Genomic DNA, 19906 nt, shown 5'->3' with positions numbered 1-19906 from the left:
TACAAGGCCTCTCATCATGAGCCAAGCGGCGGATTTTATAGATTTACATTCAGATTACATGAGCCTTATTTTCGATTGCCGTCGAGGTACGCCGTGTATCCTTTATTTCGGTAAACGTCTCAACCAGCAAAGTAATCACCGCATGCTAGAAGTATTGTCTACACGACAAGAACCTAAGTGTGCACTGGCTGAAGAAGTACCTATTAGTCTTTCTCCCTGTTTGGGGAACGGCTTTACCGGCTCTCCAGGTATCACTTTAAGCAATACCGCCAATGCTTGGTCTGTTGGAGCAAGTCTTGTTGATATCAAACAAACTGCACCGAACAAAGTATGTTTTATCTCTGAGGATAAAGTTCGAGGGATTGAGATAAATCATCAAATAACCCTCGACCTATCTAGTCACGTAGTCATTGCTAATACTGTAGTTCGCAACCTATCAAAACAGCCCCTTACGGTTACCGATTGCGCGGCACCAACATTCGTTATTCCTGATCACGTTACTAAAGTGCTTTCTTTTGAGGGCCGCTGGGCACTTGAGTTTCAGCAAAGCACTATTGACTTATTTTTGGGTGCTTACGTCCGTGAAAATCGTAAAGGAAAAACCTCACACGATAATTTTCCAGGTGTATTAGTACATGAAGAATTCGCAAATGAACGCCAAGGTGAATGTTATGGATTTCATCTTGGCTGGAGCGGAAATCACCGCACTCGAGTAGAGCTTTTGCCTGAACAGCGCACTTATGTGCAAATGGGAGAGTTAATAGGGGGAGAAGAAATTCAGCTTAAGCAAGGGGAAAGTTACCAGTCTCCGAATCTTTATGTCAGTTATTCAGCAAATGGCTTTAGTGAATTATCCCATCATTTCCATACCTATGTGCGCCAAAACCTTCGCCGCCCGGAATATACAGCTAGCTCGCGTCCCGTTTTCTACAATACGTGGGAGGGAATTTATTTCGACCACAATTTAGATACCATGAAACAGTTAGCCGATATCACAGCATCGGTAGGCGCTCAGCGCTTTGTACTTGACGATGGTTGGTTTAAAGGGCGCAATAGTGATACCAGTAGTTTGGGAGATTGGACGGTAGATGAAAAGGTTTATCCCCAAGGGCTGAGTCCTATTATTGACTATGTGAAATTACAAGGAATGGAATTTGGGATTTGGTTTGAACCAGAAATGGTCAACCCTGATAGTGATTTGTATCGAGCGCATCCAGAATGGGTGTTGTCGAGTGAAGGTAATCCACAAATCATGTTTAGAAACCAATTGGTACTGGATTTAACACGCCAAGAGGTAAGCGATTATTTATTTTCGCAAATCAGTGCCGTTTTAAGTGCTTATCCGGATATTGTCTATATTAAATGGGATATGAATCGCGATATTAATCACACTGGCAATGCTAACGGAAAAAGTGCGATTCACCTACAAACAAAAGCTGTTTACGCGTTAATTGCCCGAATTAAAAGCGCACATCCTCATGTTGAAATTGAAAGTTGCTCGTCTGGTGGCGGCCGCATCGACTATGGCATATTGGCACATACCGACCGTGTATGGACATCTGACTCAAATGATGCACTCGACCGTCTAAGTATCCAACGTGGTGCTTCATTTTTCTTTCCTCTTGAACTTTTAGGATCACACGTTGGTCCTCGCGATTGTCATATTACCGGCAGACGGATTAGCATGGACACTCGCATAGCTGTTGCGCTATTTGCTAGCATGGGTATGGAAATGGACCCTCGAGAATTAACAACAGAAGACATAGATAAATTGAAAGCTGGGGTGGAACTATACAAAGCTCACAGAGACTTAATTCATAGTGGTAGACACTATAGGTTAGATTCAAACGAAAATTCAATCGATTATGGCGTGGTCTCTGACTGTAAAACACAAGCATTATTTGCCTATAATCATGTGCTTGAAAGCAGAAGAACCCAGCCAAAACGCTATAGGTTTGTTGGTTTAGAAAAAAACTGCGAATACCGCTTCAACTTAGTCTGGCCAACCTCACTCAAAGAGTATTCACCCTCTATTTTAAGCAAAATAGAAAACCAGACCTTTAGTGGAGAGGTGCTAATGCAGTATGGCATGCAACTGCCGATCACCTTCGTGCAAACTAGTCTCATTTTCAAGCTACACAAGGTGTAGAATTTACCGTACACTGCTCGATTGAAGCCGTTTATATGCGGCTTAGTATTTTTGAATGGAATTAGTATGTCTCAAAACCGTAATTTAACCCAACAGCTTACTCATACTCTAGGTGTGTCAATCGTAAATGGTAAGTATCCTGTCGGCGAGGGCATGCCTTCTGAAGCAATTCTCTGTGAGCAATTCGAGGTCAGTAGAAGTTCCACCCGAGAGGCTGTAAAAATGCTCTCGGCAAAGGGACTGATTTCATCAAGACCCAAAAAAGGTATTAGAGTATTACCTGAAACGGAATGGAATTTGTTCGATAGCGATGTGCTTTCTTGGATATTACAAAGTAAACCCTCTTTGAGTTTATTGAGAGAATTTACACAAGTCAGAGCGGCAATAGAACCCAACGCAGTGAAACTTGCGGCACGAAACGCAACGCCCAAACAGCTAAAACAAATTGAAGAAGCTCTATTTAGAATAGCAGAAGCCGAAGAAGGCTTAGATGATCAACTTGATGCGCATATCTGTTTTCTTAATGCAATTTTACAAGCCAGTGGAAATAGGTTTTTCATTCAATTTACTCAGTTTGTCAAAGCAGCATTAAAAGTCAGTATTCGTTATAACAACCAAACTCTAGGCGTTAAAAACACTGATGTCTCATTTCATGCTGATGTGTTTGATGCAATAAAATCAGGCGATGAAAAACGAGCCTATCAACTAGTCGAAGATATCCTAGCTGATGCTTTAGCCTTGATTGAGTCACGAATATAAAGCGATACTATTTTTTATTCTGTAACGCATGATAACTCTTAGTATCAGAATTTTCTTCGTTATTCTATGCATTGCTTTCTTTGAGTATTACCTAGTCTGTACCGGCAGACAATCTATTTGACTAAAAACGTCTTGCAACTTTACAAGCACCCAATACGCAACCCACTAAAAGGCTCGGAGTTTTAAATTAGTGTGATTACCAAGAGATTCTGTTGCTTTCATTACCTTGCGACTTTGTCGTAAAGAGCATATCAGTGAGCAGTCAGTATTGACTCTTGAAATCTTTATGACTTTTTAGAGCGTTTAACAGCACTTTATTTCCTTCATTCTTATGACAAAATTACGACTAGTCGGTCGTTGGCATAATTATATTATTTTGCTCAAAAGTGCTCATTTTCGGTCCATCGCCAAGTAGCTTAAAACGTAATTTCCTTTATGCGTCAAATAATGGAATGCCCGTGAATTTGCATTCGTCGGGTCGTCTCCCAGTTCGTCCAAGGCTAAGTAGTCATTTTCGAGATCCCACACAGGTTGCAAGAGGAATATGCGTTAACGTAAAACTAATGGAAAATTTTATCTGCTATTTGAAGACTTTCTTAAAAATGATGAGCCGTTATAATACATATCGGCATTATAACGCCGCCATTAATTGAAGAGGTTTGTATACATTGCAGTTTATCAGCGTTATTGGCGTGTTATGTGTTTTTGTATTATTGATTTTGATGGTGTTTTTATTAACAGTAAAAACCACTAACAAACTGGCAAATCGGCTTTTTGCGGTATTTGCATTTTTAACCGCAATAAACTTAAGTGGTTGGTTTGTTTGGGCTTTCATTCCCGGTAGCATTAATCTTGAAACGTTTCGTGTTTCCTTTTCTTTTTTAGAAATGCCTGTTTTTTACTTGTATGTGCTTGCAATCTGTTATCAAAATTTTCGAGTCAAATGGGTGCATTTAGGTCATACAATCCCCTTTGTTGTGGCAAACCTACTACCTACGGTTGTGTCTGTGGACAGAGAAATCATAGCCATACTTAGTAAAGTACAATGGCTTACTTATATTCTGCTAGTGGGGTTAACCCTGCGAAGATATCAAAGCATTTATCGGCAAAACTATACCAATACCCAAAACCAAGGTTTTCGCTGGTTAGTGCAACTGACTTGTGTGTTTGTGGTAGCCGGTACCTTGGCATCATTTAAAGGTGTGATTACTTATACATCTTACACGCACTTGTTTACAACCTTGCAATTAATAGTTGGGTTAACAGCCTTATCAGCAACCACCTGGTTTGTGATTAAAGCGCTTATTTCTCCTGAGTTATTCCGTGGGGTCAGTTCCGAGCTGCCCTTGGTCAAAAACTTAGTGCAACAACAAGCTGCAACTCAGCCTACAAATAACGACAATAATAGTAAAAATAAGGCACAAATTACTCGGGTGACGGATTTTATGCGGCAACATAAGCCTTATTTAGACCCTTCTTTAACATTACAGAAATTGGCCTTGTCCATGGGAATGCCAGCCAAAGACTTATCTATTTTAATTAACCAGCAGATGAGCCAACATTTTTTTGATTTTATCAACCGTTACAGAATTGAAGATGCAGCTAAAATGCTGATCGACCCGTCTAATAAAAAGATGACCGTACTCGAAATATTGTATCAAGTAGGCTTTAACTCCAAGTCCTCCTTTAATACGGCCTTTAAAAACCAAACCGGTTTAACACCGACTGAATATCGCAGAACGCCAAACCAATAAGGACTTGAAAGAAAATCGTACGGTTCAAAATAAAGTCGAACTTAAAATAAATTTTAAATGGTACGACTTTTTTTAATCGGTCGAACCTCAACGAAAATCACTCTAATTTAGTCTTACACAAACTTAATAAGGCTTTATTAACATGATTGTATTTTCAACTGCCAAAATCATTCTTGCTGCTTTACTGTTAATTTTTGCTCAGTTGGCGACAGCTCAGCCAACATTAATGCAGCTAAGCGAAGGTAAACTGATCAACGCTAAAATTGCTGGCACCGATAAACATCGTTTCAACATTTCACTAGAGCAAAACCAATTTGCTAAATTTCAACTAATCCAAAAAGGTTTGGATCTTAAGCTCACGACGTTAGATCCTCAAGGTAACAAAATACAAGCGTTTGATTTAACCAGTAACTTTGGAGAAGAACTAGCCACAATCACAACCGAACAAAGTGGTAATTATGCCATTGAGGTGCAGCCTTTCGCTGACTCAAATGAAGCATTTGCCTACAGTTTAGAGTTAGTCAGCATAAATCAAAAAGCACTAACACCTGCAGGCAAAGTTGACCAGTACCTTGCCAGGTGGGATAGCGCGACTTCACCCGGCCTGGCTATTGCGGTGATCAAAAATGGTAAGCTAGTACATAGCAATGGTTTTGGTTTAGCTAACCTTGAATACAATATCCCAATAACCGCCCAAACTGTGTTTGATGTGGCCTCTATTTCAAAACAGTTCACAGCATTTTCCATACTACTATTAGCAGATGAGGGAAAGTTGTCATTAGAGGACTCACTCAAATTACACTTACCTGAATTACCCTCTTTTACCAATAACATCACAATAAAACATTTATTACATCACACGAGTGGTTTACGTGAAGAAAACGTTTTACAAGCTTTGGCGGGGCGTCAAGATGATGATATAGCTACGCAAGCCGCCGCACTTTCGCTCTTGAAAAATCAACAAGCGTTGAATTTTGAACCCGGTGAAACATTCGAATACAGTAATTCAGGCTATTTCTTGTTAGCACAGATTGTAGGGCGAGTATCTGGAAAATCTTTCGAGGCGTTTACTAAGCAACGCATCTTCCAACCTTTGGGCATGACTAACAGTGCTTTTCCATCTGACCACCGAGAGCTCGTCAAGAATAGAGCGAACTCTTATCGCATCGCTACTGATGGATTTATGAAAAGTGTGCTTAACTCTAATATGGTTGGCTCAACGGGATTAACAACCACTGTTGAAGACTTAGGTAAATGGGCAAGCAACTTTGAACAACCCAAAGTTGGAAATCTCAGTATTATCAAACAAATGAAGACCACAGGCATTTTCAACAATGGTGGAACAACTAATTACGCCTTTGGACAGACTATAGATAATTTTCAAGGCGTTACCACATTCGGCCATGGTGGCACGATCGCGGGTTTTAAAACCTATTTGTTGAGAATACCGAGCGAAAACTTAACTGTTGTTGTGTTGGCCAACTTACCCTATATCAATCCATTAAATACCGCTTACGAAATTGCTGAATTTTATATGCCAATGCCAACTCAAATATCACCTACAACCAATCCATTATCAATACAAGAATTAGATAACTACATCGGCGAATTTGAAATTTTAGGGGGCATCAGTTACACAATCACTCGCAACAAAAAGCAACTGTACGTACAAATTATGGGAGGTGCCAAACAACCACTAACACACCTAACCAGGAATGAATTTAGCTTTGGCAACGATGGTAGAAAGTTGCGGCTTGAAAAAGGCGAATTTACCATGCTAGAGGGCATTTATGGTGGCCAAAGCATTGTTGGCAAACCTGCCATAACACCGTCTCCCATAAACCCTAGCGTAGACCTAGCGGAATTTACTGGCCGATTTTATAGTCCAGAGTTAAAAACAAGCTATGACATTGTGCTTGAAAACGGCCAACTCAAAGCCCAAAACTTGCGTAACACAGTGTTTTTAACTACTTTCGGCAATGACCTTTTTTCTGGAAACACTGGTTATTTCTTGAGAGCATTTTTTAATAGAAATCATGATGCCAACATTATTGGTTTTGATGTATCTGGCACCTTGATAAGCAAAGTGAAATTTATCAAAATTCAGTAAAAATGAAAGGAAATCCTAACCTTGCTGACTTTCATGTATGTCCTAATAACTTAGCTTGGTCAATGGCTTTTACGCATGAAGATGGCTGGATTGGTCCAAAGTTTTTTACACACTCCAATTATCAAAAGTTAAATAAAGAAAATGAAAAAGATATACAGGCAATTTCAAAAATACGCGTATAACAAAAAAATCATGGGGAGCAAAACTCGGATTTGCTGAATAAATCCCAAGTTAAGCATTTAATTTAATAGAAAACACCGAATTCAGGACAAAGATATAGGATACAATTTACATCACATAACCAGCTTATCGATGATGTTCTTGATAAGTATAGAGTTAAATTTTGAGGGCAATAATAGTGAAAAATTGGTGTCAATTAAGTTGTCGACTAGCTGCAATTTTAAGCTGTTTAATAATATCACCTGCGTTTTCAGCACAAACAATATCTGCAGCCGACCAAGGATTTTTGTATACCGGTAGAGTCGATTTTTCAGACCCCAATCAACCATTAATTTCATGGCCAGGTACCAGCATAAAAGCTAATTTTACTGGTAATTCTTTAGTGATTCTAATGGATGATGAAAATGGTAACAATTATTTTAATGTCATTTTAAACGGGAAAGATCAATTTCCAGCCGTCATTTCGTTGCAAAAAGGTTTGCATGAATATGATTTGAGTTATTTGTTGTTTAATCAATCCAACACAACAAACCAAATTGAAATATATAAACGCACCGAAGGCCAAGAAGGGGGTACACATTTTCTGGGTTTAAAGCTTGACGATAGTGCAAAATTGTTAGCGCCACCAAAAGCATTAAAACGAAAAATTGCCTTTTTTGGCGACTCTATTACGTCAGGCATGGGTAATGAAGGGGCTAATAATGGCAAGGATAATTTAGAGTCCGAAAAAAATCATTACTGGTCCTACGCGGCTATTACTGCGCGTAATCTAAACGCAGAATTTCATTCAATATCCTTAAGCGGCATTGGCATTATGGTGAGCTGGTTTGACTTTATTATGCCACAATATTTCGACCAAATTTCTGCAGCAGGCAATAATGGGTCTCAATGGGATTTCACCCAATGGCAGCCTGAGGTAGTAGTGGTTAACTTGGGGCAAAACGATAGCTGGTTGATTGAAAACGAAAAACGCTTACAACCTGCACCAACTGAACGCGAGATAATTGAGGCGTATAAAACTTTCATGTTGAAGCTGAAAGCGGTCTATCCAAAAGCACAATTTATTTCAGCGTTAGGCAGCATGGATGCCACAAAAGCCGAACGTAAACATTGGGTTGCTTATGTCAAAACTGCAATTTCAGAGTTAAATAAACAAAACAAACACAATCAAATTGAATTCATATCTTTTGATTTTACCGGCTATGGAGGCCATCCAAGAATTGCTCAACATATACAAAACGCAGACAAATTAAGTGCCAAGATAAAGTCATTAATGCAGTGGTAGATTGTCAAAAACAATGGGTTACCACTATCAAATAAATGCAATTCATTTGGCCCTCATTAGGATATTGTTGACAGTATCGAAGCCTCTGATTGAGAATACATAATACTTTTAATTAGTTCTATTTTTGCTTGCTCTCGAGGTACTGTTTTATTGGCTAAACAAAGACTAAATTCGTAAAAACAATCCTCTGCACAAATCAATCGGATCCCTCAGAGTCAGAGTCACTTTAAGTGAACTATACTACTTTCACTGCTAAAAAAAACAGGTTAATTGTATGGCGAGAAGATTGCGAATGTCTAGTGCAGGAGTTCCAGAGCACGTTATCCAGAGAGGGAATAATCGTCAGGCGATATTTGCATGTGAAGAGGACATGCAGGCTTATATTGGTTGGCTCAAAACGTATTCTAAGAAATATAAAGTCAGTGTTCATGCATGAGTACTGATGACCAATCATGTTCACCTTTTATGCACACCAAGTAATGTTAATGGTATTTCTCAGATGATGCAGTCTCTTGGGAGAATGTATGTGATGTATTTTAATCGCAGTTACAAACGAACAGGTACGTTATGGGAGGACGGTTTAAATCCTATTTACTACAAGAAGAAACTTACCTAATGCAAGTTTATCGCTACATAGAGATGAACCCTGTGAGGGCATTAATGGTCGATGAGCCAGCCGATTATTTTTGGTCAAGTTATCAATGCAATGCACTTGGTAAAAAGAGTGACTTGTTAACTCCTCATTCAATTTATACTCGCCTTGATATAAATGAGCAGGCGCGTCAGTCGGCGTATAGAGGATTGTTTTCCCATCAAATCGAAGGTAAGTTGTTGGAAGATATTCGTCAAGCGACTAACAAAGGATTAGCTTTACGTAATGATAGTTTTTTTGCGGACATTGAGAGTCTAACAGGAAGGCGGGTTATTGAAGGTAAACGGGGCTGGCGAAAGAAGAAAAATGGTTGAAATGATTTAATATGACTCAGACCCTGATAACTTACGTAACTTCCGAAAAAGCTCAACCAAATGATAGAGCTTTTAGAGTATTTAACTAAATCAACGTCTCTTACCCTATCGATTCGGATATCAATAGGTATGGTAAGTTTGTAGTCCTAAAAAAACACGTACTAGTCTAAACATAGAGAGCTATTGATATGAAATCAAAAAAAACACGAGTAGCCATATTTTGTTCAATCTTACTTTGGGTCACAGGCGCCAGTCAGGCCTTAGCAACCCAAGTAGAGTATTTTTCATCAAAGCGAAATATTGATAATAATTATCCGTTTTCAAATGCCGTTCGCGTAGGTGATTTGTTATTTTTGTCCGGTGAGTTAGGCACTCTACCCAACTCAAGTAAGCTGATTGCGGGAGGAATTAAAAATGAAACGAAACAAGCCATGGAGAACATTCAGGCGAGTTTAGCTAAACATAACTTAACCATGAACGACATAGTAAAATGCACTGCTATGTTAGCTGATATAAAAGAGTGGCCCATTTTTAATGAGGTTTATAAAGGATATTTCACTAAACACTTTCCGGCTCGTAGCGCTTTTGCTACTAACGGTTTAGGCCTAAATGCACGACTTGAATTGGAATGTATCGCTGCATTTAGTAGCGATACTAATCCTTAGTAATGACCAGTTATCAAACTAAACAACAGTAAGCAAAAAATGGGTATGCAAAACTAAGTAAATTTTTTGCTCCTTCTGCCCTATCTGCGGTTAAGCAGGTTGTAGATACTTTTCACCAAGCCTGGTGCATAGATAATCATGAGTTTTATGCCAGTAAAGCAATCAATAGCTCTGGCCTAACCTCCGGACAATATTTAACTGAAAACCAAAGGTTAGTGTTGTTTAGGTTGATTTGTAATAAGGCGTTATTAAACGCTGTTAATCAGGTTATTCCTCAGCCGATTTTTATGGGATCACAACTTTTCTTCGATCCGTTTAAACCTCAACAAGCCAACTACTGGCATCGTGACCCACAATATCACTTGTCAGTTGAAGAGCAAAAATCAGCTCTAACGGGGCCAGACATATTGCATGTTAGAATTCCTCTTAATCGATAGGGTCAGTAATCGATAGGGTCAGAGACTGAGGTAAATATAAATTTATGCAGATGGAAGTTGCCATGGGTATTTTACCTTGTGGTGGCGGCGCCTCACGTATGGCACGTCAAACTGGTTTAGGGAAAGCCTTAGAAATAATTCTAAGTGCCCGTGATTTTGACGCTGATGAAGCTGAACAACTCGGCACCATCAACAAAGCATTGGATCCTGAAGAAATCGGAGAATACGTGGATACACTTGCTAAAAGAATCTCAGAGTTTCCAGCCGAGTCTATCAACGCCTGTAAACAAGCGGTTTATGAATCAATTGATAAACCGATTACAGACGCGTTAAAAGCTGAAGCTTACTGGTTATATCAAGCCACCAGCAAAACGCCTGCAATCAAACGATTCACTCTAGCTGATGAGCAACGTTTGGAAGACGACATTGAAACCCAGCGAAACTGAAACGATGTGGTTATGCAAGTCCAAGATATTAACTAGTCATTATATAAAAAATCTAAATTCTGTTTCCTTAGAGCAGCAGTTTATCTACGAGTTGGTATGTAATAAATTGCTGTTTTAGGGTATCACTACAAACACACTCAACTTGAGTGGAGGTAAATTATGTCAATTAATCAATTACAACAAGCCCGTGAATTAACTTTACCTTCACGGGAAGCAATGTTGCACCGCGCGCCTTCGGTACAACAATTTTGGAATGTTAATCAACAGTTATTAAGGAACGCTTGGCAAGAGTGGGAGGAAAACGAGAATATTCTGATCCCTTCTCTAGATAGCACTTTGCTTGATGGGCGTTTGCGCAATGCAGTAACGCAAGCATGGCAAGATCCCAGCAAAGAAAACGCGGTGCAAGATCTTTGGCAAGAAGTAGCGCCTAATGTATTTGAATGCCAATTTTTTAATCCTGAGCGTCTTGCTGAACTATGCACTTATTTAGAAAACGTATGGGATGCACAAATTCCATTACGCCCACCTTACGGCATAGTGTTAAATCGTCGTGGCGCGATGTTAGATAGACGCTCCGAAGGTTTTCTTGCGGCGCCGAGTTTTCAGGCGTTTTATCAAGAACTCATTAATACATATATGCGCCCTATTGCGCGTATGCTATTTCCAGAGATCACCGGTTACGACACTCAAAGTTTTGGGTTTTCTATTCATTATCAACCCTCTACAGATACTTCAATTCGTCCGCATACCGATGCTTCGGCTGTAACTTTAAACATTAACTTAAACTCACCAGAAGAGTCTTACGCTGGTTCTGCGCTGAATTTTTATGACCCTCAGCATGGATTAACCAGTGAAATAAAGTTTACACCCGGTACTGCTGTGATCCATAGAGGCCATGTGCCACATGCCGCTCAGTCAATTACCAGTGGTACACGGTCCAATTTTGTTCTTTGGTTATTTGGTAACAATGGAGCCATGCCACCACGTGAAACCAATCAGGTGAATTTCGATGCGACGCAACGCTGGACTGTGCCTGCAACTAAACAAGATGATTTTGCACCATTTTAGCCTACGCTTATGTAGGCATTAATCACAAGAGGATATGAAATATGTTAGGTGAAAACCACTCTCTAAAAAGCGATTTTCCAGATTTTATTGAACAAATAAAAAGTCTGACCGAAAACGACCAAAATTTCGCAACTCAAACCCAAGAATACGATGCGCTAGACAAAGAAATTCGCGGGTTAGAGTTACAAGACTCACCCATTGACGACGAAGCTATGCACGCTAAAAAGTTACGGCGTGCGGCCTTAAAAGACCAGTTGTATCAACAATTGTTAAAAGCTAACAGCTAGCGTTGTTAAAAGTAAAATAGAAACTATAGACCAAAGGGGTTCTCAATGCTGTGGCTTGGTTGGGTAAACCAACGAGGACCTTGGTCTGTCATATAAAAATGATCTTCCAAGCGAATCCCAAACTCATCAGGTATTACTAACATGGGTTCATTACTAAAACACATGCCTGTGGCAAGGGGAGTTTGATTTCCGCCAACTAAATAAGGCCATTCGTGTATGTCTAAACCTATACCATGACCAGTGCGATGCGGACAGCCAGGGGTTTGATACTCTGGTCCTAATCCCTGTGTAGCTAAGTATTGGCGAGCTGCCTCATCCACTGCCTCACAAAGCGCTCCTATTTGAGCCGCGTTAAAAGCCGCAAGTTGAGCAGCTTTTTCATTATTCCAAAACTGCTTTTGTCTTGTGGTTGGCTCACCAAACACATAGGTACGAGTAATGTCAGATATATAGTCGTGTACTTTGCAACCAGTATCAATTAGCACTACATCACCTTCCTTCAAGACTTGAGGATCTTTAACACCATGAGGAAATGAGGTCGCCACACCAAATAACACGATACAGAAATAGTTACCGGGCGCGCCTACTTTTTGGTGTGCCTGTTCGATAAAAGCTTCAACTTCTGTTGTACTTATTCCTATATGTAACATACTGGCTGTTGCTTGATGCACGGCAAGTGTCATGTCCATTGCAGCTTGCATTAACGCTAATTCGTTAGCTGATTTATGCATTCTACAATGAGCGGTCACTGCTTGTGCATTAATGAGTGTTAAGCCGGTTTGCGCTTTATTGATACCATCAAAAATAAAAAACTGAGCACTTTCGTCAATACCAATAGTGGCTGTATCCGTTATCCCTAATTGCTTTAATACCTCAACAAACAAAGCGTAGGGGTTTTGGTGCTCTTGCCAGCCATGTATAGGACCATCTATGACTTTAAAACCATTTAAACTACCAATCTCAAAAAATGGTGCTAGGTATTGGACCTGGCCTGTTGCCGGTAATATTGCCCCCACCATACGCTCACTGGCATACCATTTCATCCCCGTAAAATAAGTCAGATTGGTACCTGCGTTGAGATAGATTGCATCTATATTATTGGCTTGCATATAGGACTGCGCCTTAGCAATACGAGCTAAAAATTCCTCTGGTTGAATTGGGGTAAGCGTTGCGGTCATATCATTTAATGAGGCTAATGCTTGTTCTGCGGTCTGAGTACCAACACCAATGGTTGTCATATTGTTTCCTTCTTTGCTACCCGTAAGTACACTCTTGGGCTTCACTTTAATTCGATAATAGTGATGATCATATCACCCACACTGTTTAAGTAGCCTTATATTCATCATGCCGCTATGATTTAATTCAACTGACACTCAACAATCGCGGAAAATAATAATGGATAGACACTTTTACAAACATATCAAACCATATGTTGAACAGGAATTAAGCTTAGCGAAACGCGCCAGAAAACATGGCCATGTTAGGGTGGAATTTACCCATTTAGAAAACGCTCATGTGTTGGGTCAGGCATCAACGTTTTTACATACTAAAGTACATGTTTTGATGCTGATTTGGGCAGTGAGGCAAGTCAATATTAAAGAGGGGGTAGGTCAAGTATTACGTATAGTTGGAGCGGCAACAAAAACGGCAATGGGTTTGATACCAAGCGGCAACACTGGAGGAACCAGCGTAAGCCCTTTTCAGGTGTTACCTGTCGATCCTAAACTTGCCGCTATTATTGCTAAGGCCAATAACAGCAAGGCGAATTAACTTAGGGCCAACCATAAACCCACGCCTATCAATAAAGCGCCAGAAATACAGTTCATCCAACGGATATTATTACCTTTGTTAAGTAGCGTTTTTAAACCTTTGCCACCCGTCGCGTAAATCAACAAACAGATAAATTCACTTAACATAATAATGCCTACTAAGACCAACAGTTGAAAGGTAATTTCTCTAGATGCATCAATGAAAGGCGGCAATATTGATAACATAAATGCCCATCCCTTAGGATTGGCGATGGCAGTTACAAAACCTTGCGATATCAAAGCGCTACGGCTGAGTGTTAAAGCTTCGTCAGATTCGAAAGACACCCGGCTGCTGACCCAAAACATTTTGGCCCCTAGATACATCAGATACAGTCCACCTATCCATTTAAACCACACAAATAATGTGGGATAGTTCAACATGATAGTTGCGGCTCCCATTACTGATAACACCGCAACTAATGCCACGCCAAATACCTCACCAAGCATCATCCACAAGGTACGACGTAGCCCCACTTTTACCCCCAATGTCATGGCTAGCGTCATACACATACCAGGGGTAATTGATATAAAAAACATGGTAGGAACAAACACGGCTATTGTGGCAAGAGTAGGCATAATTTCGGAACTTCAACTTAGGTTTAAACGGTTTGATTTTGGATTCAAATTTAAAGCTATTTAAAAGAGAATAAGGATTAGAGATTGATACAACTAACCCCTTAGGTACTCATCCCATTCTAATGTATGGGGGTCAAATTCCTTTGTTAGGCTAGGCTTAACTATTTTAAAATAAGGCGACATATCAAAGTCCCTCGGCACATATAAACTGTGGTGACGAATTTGTAACACTTCATCACAATATGCCTGACTTTGAGGCAGTTTAGCTTTTTCGAAAAAAATATTCGGCAATATCGGATAACGAATTGATTGGAATGTTTGTGCAATGAACGAACTGCAAATAGCTCTAGTGGGATCTCCACTACCGAGTACAATCATTTTTCTGCGCCAGCGATTAGGTACTGGTGGCGTTTGAACTAAGTAGCGCATCAAGTCAAACACGTTTTTCATATCATACTGATGTCCAATTTTCCCAGTCGCGAAGGAAGTGACATTTTCTAGGTCTTCGGTATTCAATCCTACAGGCCTACAAATCCTCGTATGTAGATGCTCGTAATGATTCAGAGGTATGGTTCTAATTCCATCCAACACATCAGCTTCAACTAAAATCACTTTACTACTACTAGGCTCGATACTTTCACTGTCATCGGCGATACATAAAGCAGCATGAGACCAGGTTGATTGAGTGAGGTATTTAATAGCAGTACTGATCCGGCTAGAACCATCCACCAACAATACATCACCTACTCTAATAGTTGCAGCTAGCAACTCTGGAGTGCAGGTTGAAGGCTGAATGCTGCCACTTGGTTTTTCCAAATACGCTGCTAACCAACGGCCAATTTTGTTCATCAAACCCATTCAACACTCACCCCAATGAAAGTCACTACCTGAATTTAACATCAAGTCATTTCTTACAGAAATATACGCAATTGTTAAATACTTACTCGTTTGTAGGGTCGATATTCTGGCATCCAAAAATTTCGTTCAATGCGTTCTTCTAGAATCTCATCAGATACTTCTAGGGCAAGGTTCTGCTGCATTGCTATTTTTGCCACATCAAACGCGATTTTTTTACTCAGTTGTGCAATTTCGCCTAACGAGGGAAGTAAATTACCTTCACCCGTTGCTGCAAGCGGTGAGGCTTCAGCCAAAGCTAAACTCGTTGCCATAAGCATTTCGTCGCTGATCAAACTGGCTTTGGCTACAATGACACCTAAACCAATTCCTGGAAATATATAACTATTGTTACACTGCGCAATAGGATAAGTTTTGCCTTGATACTCAACGGGTTTGAACGGACTCCCTGTAGCAATAATGACTTCACCGTCAGTCCATTCAATAACCTGCTGCGGAGTCGCTTCGACTTGACGAGAAGGATTGCTTAACGGGAAAATAATCGGTAGTTCGCAATGCTTTTTCATATTGCGAATAACCTGTTCAGTGAATAGTCCTGCTTGCCCAGATACACCGATTAAAATATCCGGTTGGGCGCGATTAATAACATCAAGCAATGAAGGATATTCACTGCTAAATGACCACTGTTGGATTGCATCACTTGTTTGCACAAGACGCTGCTGGAAGTCTCTTAAACCTTGCATACCTTGAGTGAGTAAACCATAGCGATCCACCATAAACACTTGGCTGCGAGCTTGAGCGTCAGAAATTCCTTCTAAGCACATTTGCTGAATTATTTGTTCGGCTATGCCACAACCCGCAGATCCTGCACCAACAAAGGCCACTTTTTGTTGTGACAATTTAACGTTCTTACTTTTACACGCGGCCAAAATAGTACCTACAGCAACCGCCGCCGTGCCTTGAATATCGTCATTGAAGCAGCAAATTTTATCTCTGTAACGTTCTAGCAAAGGCATAGCGTTAGGTTGTGCAAAATCTTCGAACTGCAACATTACTTCAGGCCAACGTCTGTATATGGCTTTGATAAACATATCAACAAACTCGTTGTATTCTTCCTGACCAATACGTTTATGACGCGCGCCCATGTACATGGGATCTGCCAGCAATTTTTCGTTGTTAGTACCTACATCTAACATTACCGGTAAAGTATAGGCTGGGCTAATTCCACCACAAGCGGTATATAAAGATAACTTTCCAATTGGAATACCCATACCACCAATACCTTGGTCACCCAAGCCTAAAATGCGTTCTCCATCGGTGACAACTATGACCTTTACTTTACGTTTAGTGGCGTTTCGTAAAATATCGTCCATTTGATGACGTTCAGAATAAGAAATAAACAAACCGCGAGAGCTACGGTAAATATCTGAAAACTGCTCACATGCGTCCCCTACTGTGGGGGTGTAAATTATCGGCATCATCTCGTCGATATGTTCTTTAACCAAGCGGTAATACAAAGTTTCATTGTTGTCTTGAATGGCCCGCAAGTAGATGTGTTTATTAATAGGTTCGTCAAAACTGGAATACTGCATATAGGCGCGATCTACTTGCTCTTTTATGGTTTCGTAGCGCGGCGGAATAAGGCCAGTTAAATTAAACGTAATACGTTCATCTGAACTAAATGCACTGCCTTTATTTAACAAAGGGGTTTCTAATAAGGAGGGACCAGAATGAGGAATGTAGAGTGCATTCTTTGTAGCTGGGTTGGCCATTAACGTTTGTCCTGTGGTTTTATATTATTATTTAGTTTTTACTGGCCACTTACAGGCCAGTAAAGCAGTTAGGTATTTAAAATATATCTTCTATTTGTTTTTGACTTTGTTCACTTTGATCGGCAGCCTCAATAATTTGTGCATCTGCTACAAAAGTTTGTGGCTCTGTGCCCTGAGTGAAGTATTCAAACATAGATGTCTTGTCGGTTCTATTAGTAAGTTTACCGGTACCTTTGTCGATACGTATAGTAAGTAAGTCTGTAGGCATGGGAAGCATATGTTCTGGTTTATCCGCCAACGCATATTGCATAAACCTTATCCACGCAGGTTGCGCAGCATGGGCCCCTGATTCGCTACCAACTAGTGCATTACCGATATAATTAAATTTTTGCGGATTTTTGTTCACCAAATTTTGGTTTCGAGTCGTACGTCCCAAACGACGGTTATTATCGTCGAACCCAACCCAAGCAGTGGCAACTAAGTCAGGTGTAAAGCCGCTAAACCAAGTATCTCGTACGTCATTGGTAGTACCTGTTTTACCCGCAACATCGCTACGGCGGTTCATCAATAATGCGGTACGCCAACCCGTGCCTCGATTATCCCATGAGCCATTAATTTGCACCGCAGAGCGCATCATCTCTGCAACTAAGAATGCGTTTTCAGCACTAATAACCCGTGGCGCGGATAAAATATCGTTAACGGGCTCTTCCTCTTGATGTGTCAAACCGAATTCGGCGGCTAACAACGCCTCAATATCTTCTGGGTCGGTCTCAATTTGCGCCGTTTGATCAGGTGCAACACAAGGATCGCATGCATACTTAGGGTTCGCTTCCCATAATATGTCACCCATTTCATTCTCTATACGTTGAATAAAATGAGGTTGAATTAAAAAACCACCATTGGCGATAACTGCCATGGCAGTTGCCACTTCTAGTGGTGTATGAGAGCCAGAACCCAACGATAGTGTTTCATCTAAGGGGATGTCATCTTTGTTAAAACCAAAACGAGTCAGGTATTCTGCGACGTTATCTAACCCAACAGCCCGCAGTAAACGCACCGATACCACGTTTTTTGATTTACTTAATGCTACGCGCATTCGTATGGGACCATCATATTCCGCAGGAGAGTTCTCAGGACGCCACGCATTACCTGAACCTGATTGCCACTGAGTAATAGGCGCATCATTTATGATACTTGCCAAAGTGTAACCATTTTCTAGGGCGGCTGAATAAATAAAGGGTTTGATATTTGAACCCACTTGCCTTTTGGCTTGAGTCGCGCGGTTAAATTGACTTTGGTAGAAACTGTAACCACCTACTACAGCTTGCACCGCACCATTTTTAGGATCCAGTGCAACAAAAGCACCACTAGCTTGTGGGTATTGCGCCAGTTGCCAGTGCTGGTCGTCTTCTCTTTGGCGCGTCAAAATTAGCGCACCTTCTTGCAATATATCTGAAGCAGTTTTGGGATCTGGCCCTTGCTTAGAATCATTTATGTAAGGTCTAGCCCAATCTAAACCGTCCCAATCAATTATGCTGTACTTACCTTGTTGGTTGAAAATAATGATGTCTTTTTCGTTCACTTTAACAACAATAGCAGGATGCATTGATTCAAAAGTTTGTACATCTTGTAGATAAGTTAACATTTGCTCTTCAGACCATGGAGCTGAAGTATCTAACTGTGTCTCTGCAACTGTGTGAGTTTGCACATTATTGTCGTCCGCGCTCGCTGTCGACCATAGCTGTTCGATAGGCCCGTGATAGCCATGACGTTCATCATAATCATGTAAATTTCTGCGCACTGCTTGTTGAGCCGCGGCTTGCATGTCAGAGGAAACCGTAGCGTAAATTTGATAACCGCCAGTTTCGGCTTCGTCTTTTCCGTAGAGTTCGATCATCTCACTGTAAATAATATCTGCTAAGTAAGGCGCATCTAAGTCAATTTCTGCCCCATATTTTTTAGCGGTTACCGGGGCGTTTACGGCTTGCTGAAATTGTGCCTGATCAATATATTCTTCGTCTAACATTCGCATTAACACAATGCGTCTTCTGGCCAAAGAACGAGCTGGGCTGCTAATAGGATTGAGAGCTGATGGCGCTTGAGGTAATCCTGCAATGGTAGCTATTTGCGCTAATGTAAGTTCATCAAGTGACTTACCATAATAAACTTGCGCCGCAGCGCCAAAACCAAATGCTCGATGACCTAACTCTACTTTGTTTAAATACAACTCAAGGATTTCTTGTTTGCTAAGTAGCTGCTCCATATGCCAAGCTAGGATTATTTCTCGTATTTTACGGATGTATTTTTTCTCACGTGTAAGGAAAAAATCTCTCGCCATTTGCATAGTCAGGGTACTACCGCCCTGACCTTTCTCGCCAGTGACGACTAAATTAATAAAAGCGCGCATCATGCCGATAGGATCTATACCCGGATGATCATAAAAGCGACTGTCTTCAGTAGCTATTACAGCTTGTTTTAGTTGTTCTGGAATTTGCTCAAGGGTAAGCGGTATGCGGCGTTTTACGCCATACTGGGAGATTAACTTGCCATCTTGGGTAAAGATGCGCATGGGTGTTTGTAATCGAACATCTTTAAGAACGTCGACACTGGGTAGGTCAGATTTGATATAAAAATAGGTACCTAAAAGGATTACAATACCGACAACAAATGTGACAGAGATGGTTATTAATGCGGGTTTAAGTAACTTCACGGATAGATAATACCAAGGCAACTTCTAATAAATGATCTACATTTTATACCTATGTACAGTTATTAGAACCATAAAA

17 protein-coding genes and 1 pseudogene are annotated in these 19906 nt (G+C 40.5%); 13 read left to right on the top strand and 5 right to left on the bottom strand.

Annotation, left to right across the window (positions count from 1 at the left end; all coding sequences use genetic code 11):
- Nucleotides 1-16: 16 nt before the first annotated feature.
- From ABJK37_RS19055 to ABJK37_RS19000, 12 genes and pseudogenes are all read left to right on the top strand, one after another.
- Nucleotides 17-2149, top strand: a complete 2133-nt coding sequence (locus tag ABJK37_RS19055; RefSeq protein WP_348357199.1) for an alpha-galactosidase — start codon at nucleotides 17-19, stop codon at nucleotides 2147-2149.
- A 66-nt stretch (nucleotides 2150-2215) separates the two neighbouring features.
- Nucleotides 2216-2908, top strand: a complete 693-nt coding sequence (locus tag ABJK37_RS19050) for a FadR/GntR family transcriptional regulator (RefSeq protein WP_348357197.1) — start codon at nucleotides 2216-2218, stop codon at nucleotides 2906-2908.
- 668 nt (nucleotides 2909-3576) lie between these two features.
- The gene (locus ABJK37_RS19045; protein ID WP_348357195.1) at nucleotides 3577-4662 is read left to right on the top strand and encodes an AraC family transcriptional regulator; all 1086 of its coding nucleotides are present in this window, start codon (nucleotides 3577-3579) and stop codon (nucleotides 4660-4662) included.
- 142 nt (nucleotides 4663-4804) lie between these two features.
- Nucleotides 4805-6772 carry a serine hydrolase domain-containing protein gene (locus ABJK37_RS19040; protein WP_348357193.1) on the top strand — a complete coding sequence of 656 codons (1968 nt, stop codon included), beginning with the start codon at nucleotides 4805-4807 and terminating at the stop codon, nucleotides 6770-6772.
- Nucleotides 6773-7130: 358 nt separating this feature from the next.
- Nucleotides 7131-8237, top strand: coding sequence for an SGNH/GDSL hydrolase family protein (locus ABJK37_RS19035; protein ID WP_348357191.1), 1107 nt, complete (start codon nucleotides 7131-7133; stop codon nucleotides 8235-8237).
- A 442-nt stretch (nucleotides 8238-8679) separates the two neighbouring features.
- Nucleotides 8680-8853 carry a transposase gene (locus ABJK37_RS19030; RefSeq protein ID WP_348357189.1) on the top strand — a complete coding sequence of 58 codons (174 nt, stop codon included), beginning with the start codon at nucleotides 8680-8682 and terminating at the stop codon, nucleotides 8851-8853.
- Nucleotides 8805-9203 carry a transposase gene (locus ABJK37_RS19025; protein ID WP_348357432.1) on the top strand — a complete coding sequence of 133 codons (399 nt, stop codon included), beginning with the start codon at nucleotides 8805-8807 and terminating at the stop codon, nucleotides 9201-9203. Before ABJK37_RS19030 ends, ABJK37_RS19025 begins: the two co-directional genes overlap by 49 nt.
- Before the next feature lie 188 nt (nucleotides 9204-9391).
- Nucleotides 9392-9868: a Rid family hydrolase gene (locus ABJK37_RS19020; RefSeq protein ID WP_348357187.1), complete on the top strand. Its 477-nt coding sequence runs from the start codon at nucleotides 9392-9394 to the stop codon at nucleotides 9866-9868.
- A 287-nt stretch (nucleotides 9869-10155) separates the two neighbouring features.
- A complete protein-coding gene (locus tag ABJK37_RS19015) occupies nucleotides 10156-10305 on the top strand; it encodes a hypothetical protein (RefSeq protein ID WP_348357185.1) in 150 nt (49 codons plus the stop codon).
- A 29-nt stretch (nucleotides 10306-10334) separates the two neighbouring features.
- Nucleotides 10335-10751, top strand: a pseudogene (locus tag ABJK37_RS19010) (enoyl-CoA hydratase/isomerase family protein); the annotation flags it as partial.
- Between the two features lie 159 nt (nucleotides 10752-10910).
- Complete coding sequence (locus ABJK37_RS19005) at nucleotides 10911-11822, top strand: 2OG-Fe(II) oxygenase (protein WP_348357183.1); 912 nt, start codon at nucleotides 10911-10913, stop codon at nucleotides 11820-11822.
- A gap of 41 nt (nucleotides 11823-11863) precedes the next feature.
- Nucleotides 11864-12109 carry a YdcH family protein gene (locus ABJK37_RS19000; protein WP_348357181.1) on the top strand — a complete coding sequence of 82 codons (246 nt, stop codon included), beginning with the start codon at nucleotides 11864-11866 and terminating at the stop codon, nucleotides 12107-12109.
- Nucleotides 12110-12132: 23 nt separating this feature from the next.
- Here the strand turns inward: ABJK37_RS19000 and ABJK37_RS18995 are convergent, their stop codons facing one another.
- Complete coding sequence (locus ABJK37_RS18995) at nucleotides 12133-13347, bottom strand: Xaa-Pro peptidase family protein (protein WP_348357179.1); 1215 nt, start codon at nucleotides 13345-13347, stop codon at nucleotides 12133-12135.
- A gap of 157 nt (nucleotides 13348-13504) precedes the next feature.
- On the opposite strand from ABJK37_RS18995, the gene ABJK37_RS18990 reads away from it, so the two are divergent.
- Nucleotides 13505-13879: a DUF3703 domain-containing protein gene (locus tag ABJK37_RS18990; RefSeq protein WP_348357177.1), complete on the top strand. Its 375-nt coding sequence runs from the start codon at nucleotides 13505-13507 to the stop codon at nucleotides 13877-13879.
- On the opposite strand, the gene ABJK37_RS18985 is transcribed toward ABJK37_RS18990, so the two are convergent.
- The 4 genes from ABJK37_RS18985 to ABJK37_RS18970 form a co-directional block, all read right to left on the bottom strand.
- Nucleotides 13876-14493 (bottom strand): LysE family translocator, encoded by a 618-nt coding sequence (locus ABJK37_RS18985; protein ID WP_348357175.1) that lies wholly within the window; start codon nucleotides 14491-14493, stop codon nucleotides 13876-13878. The two genes, ABJK37_RS18990 and ABJK37_RS18985, sit on opposite strands and share 4 nt — an antisense overlap.
- A 93-nt stretch (nucleotides 14494-14586) precedes the next feature.
- Nucleotides 14587-15351, bottom strand: a complete 765-nt coding sequence (locus ABJK37_RS18980) for a YiiX/YebB-like N1pC/P60 family cysteine hydrolase (protein ID WP_348357173.1) — start codon at nucleotides 15349-15351, stop codon at nucleotides 14587-14589.
- 74 nt (nucleotides 15352-15425) lie between these two features.
- Nucleotides 15426-17120, bottom strand: a complete 1695-nt coding sequence (locus ABJK37_RS18975; protein ID WP_348357171.1) for an NAD-dependent malic enzyme — start codon at nucleotides 17118-17120, stop codon at nucleotides 15426-15428.
- A gap of 76 nt (nucleotides 17121-17196) precedes the next feature.
- Nucleotides 17197-19830, bottom strand: a complete 2634-nt coding sequence (locus ABJK37_RS18970) for a penicillin-binding protein 1A (RefSeq protein ID WP_348357169.1) — start codon at nucleotides 19828-19830, stop codon at nucleotides 17197-17199.
- Nucleotides 19831-19906: the final 76 nt, after the last annotated feature.

This window comes from Paraglaciecola sp. (assembly GCF_039964565.1).
Lineage (GTDB): Bacteria > Pseudomonadota > Gammaproteobacteria > Enterobacterales > Alteromonadaceae > Paraglaciecola.
This window is presented reverse-complemented; position numbering and strand designations above follow the sequence as displayed.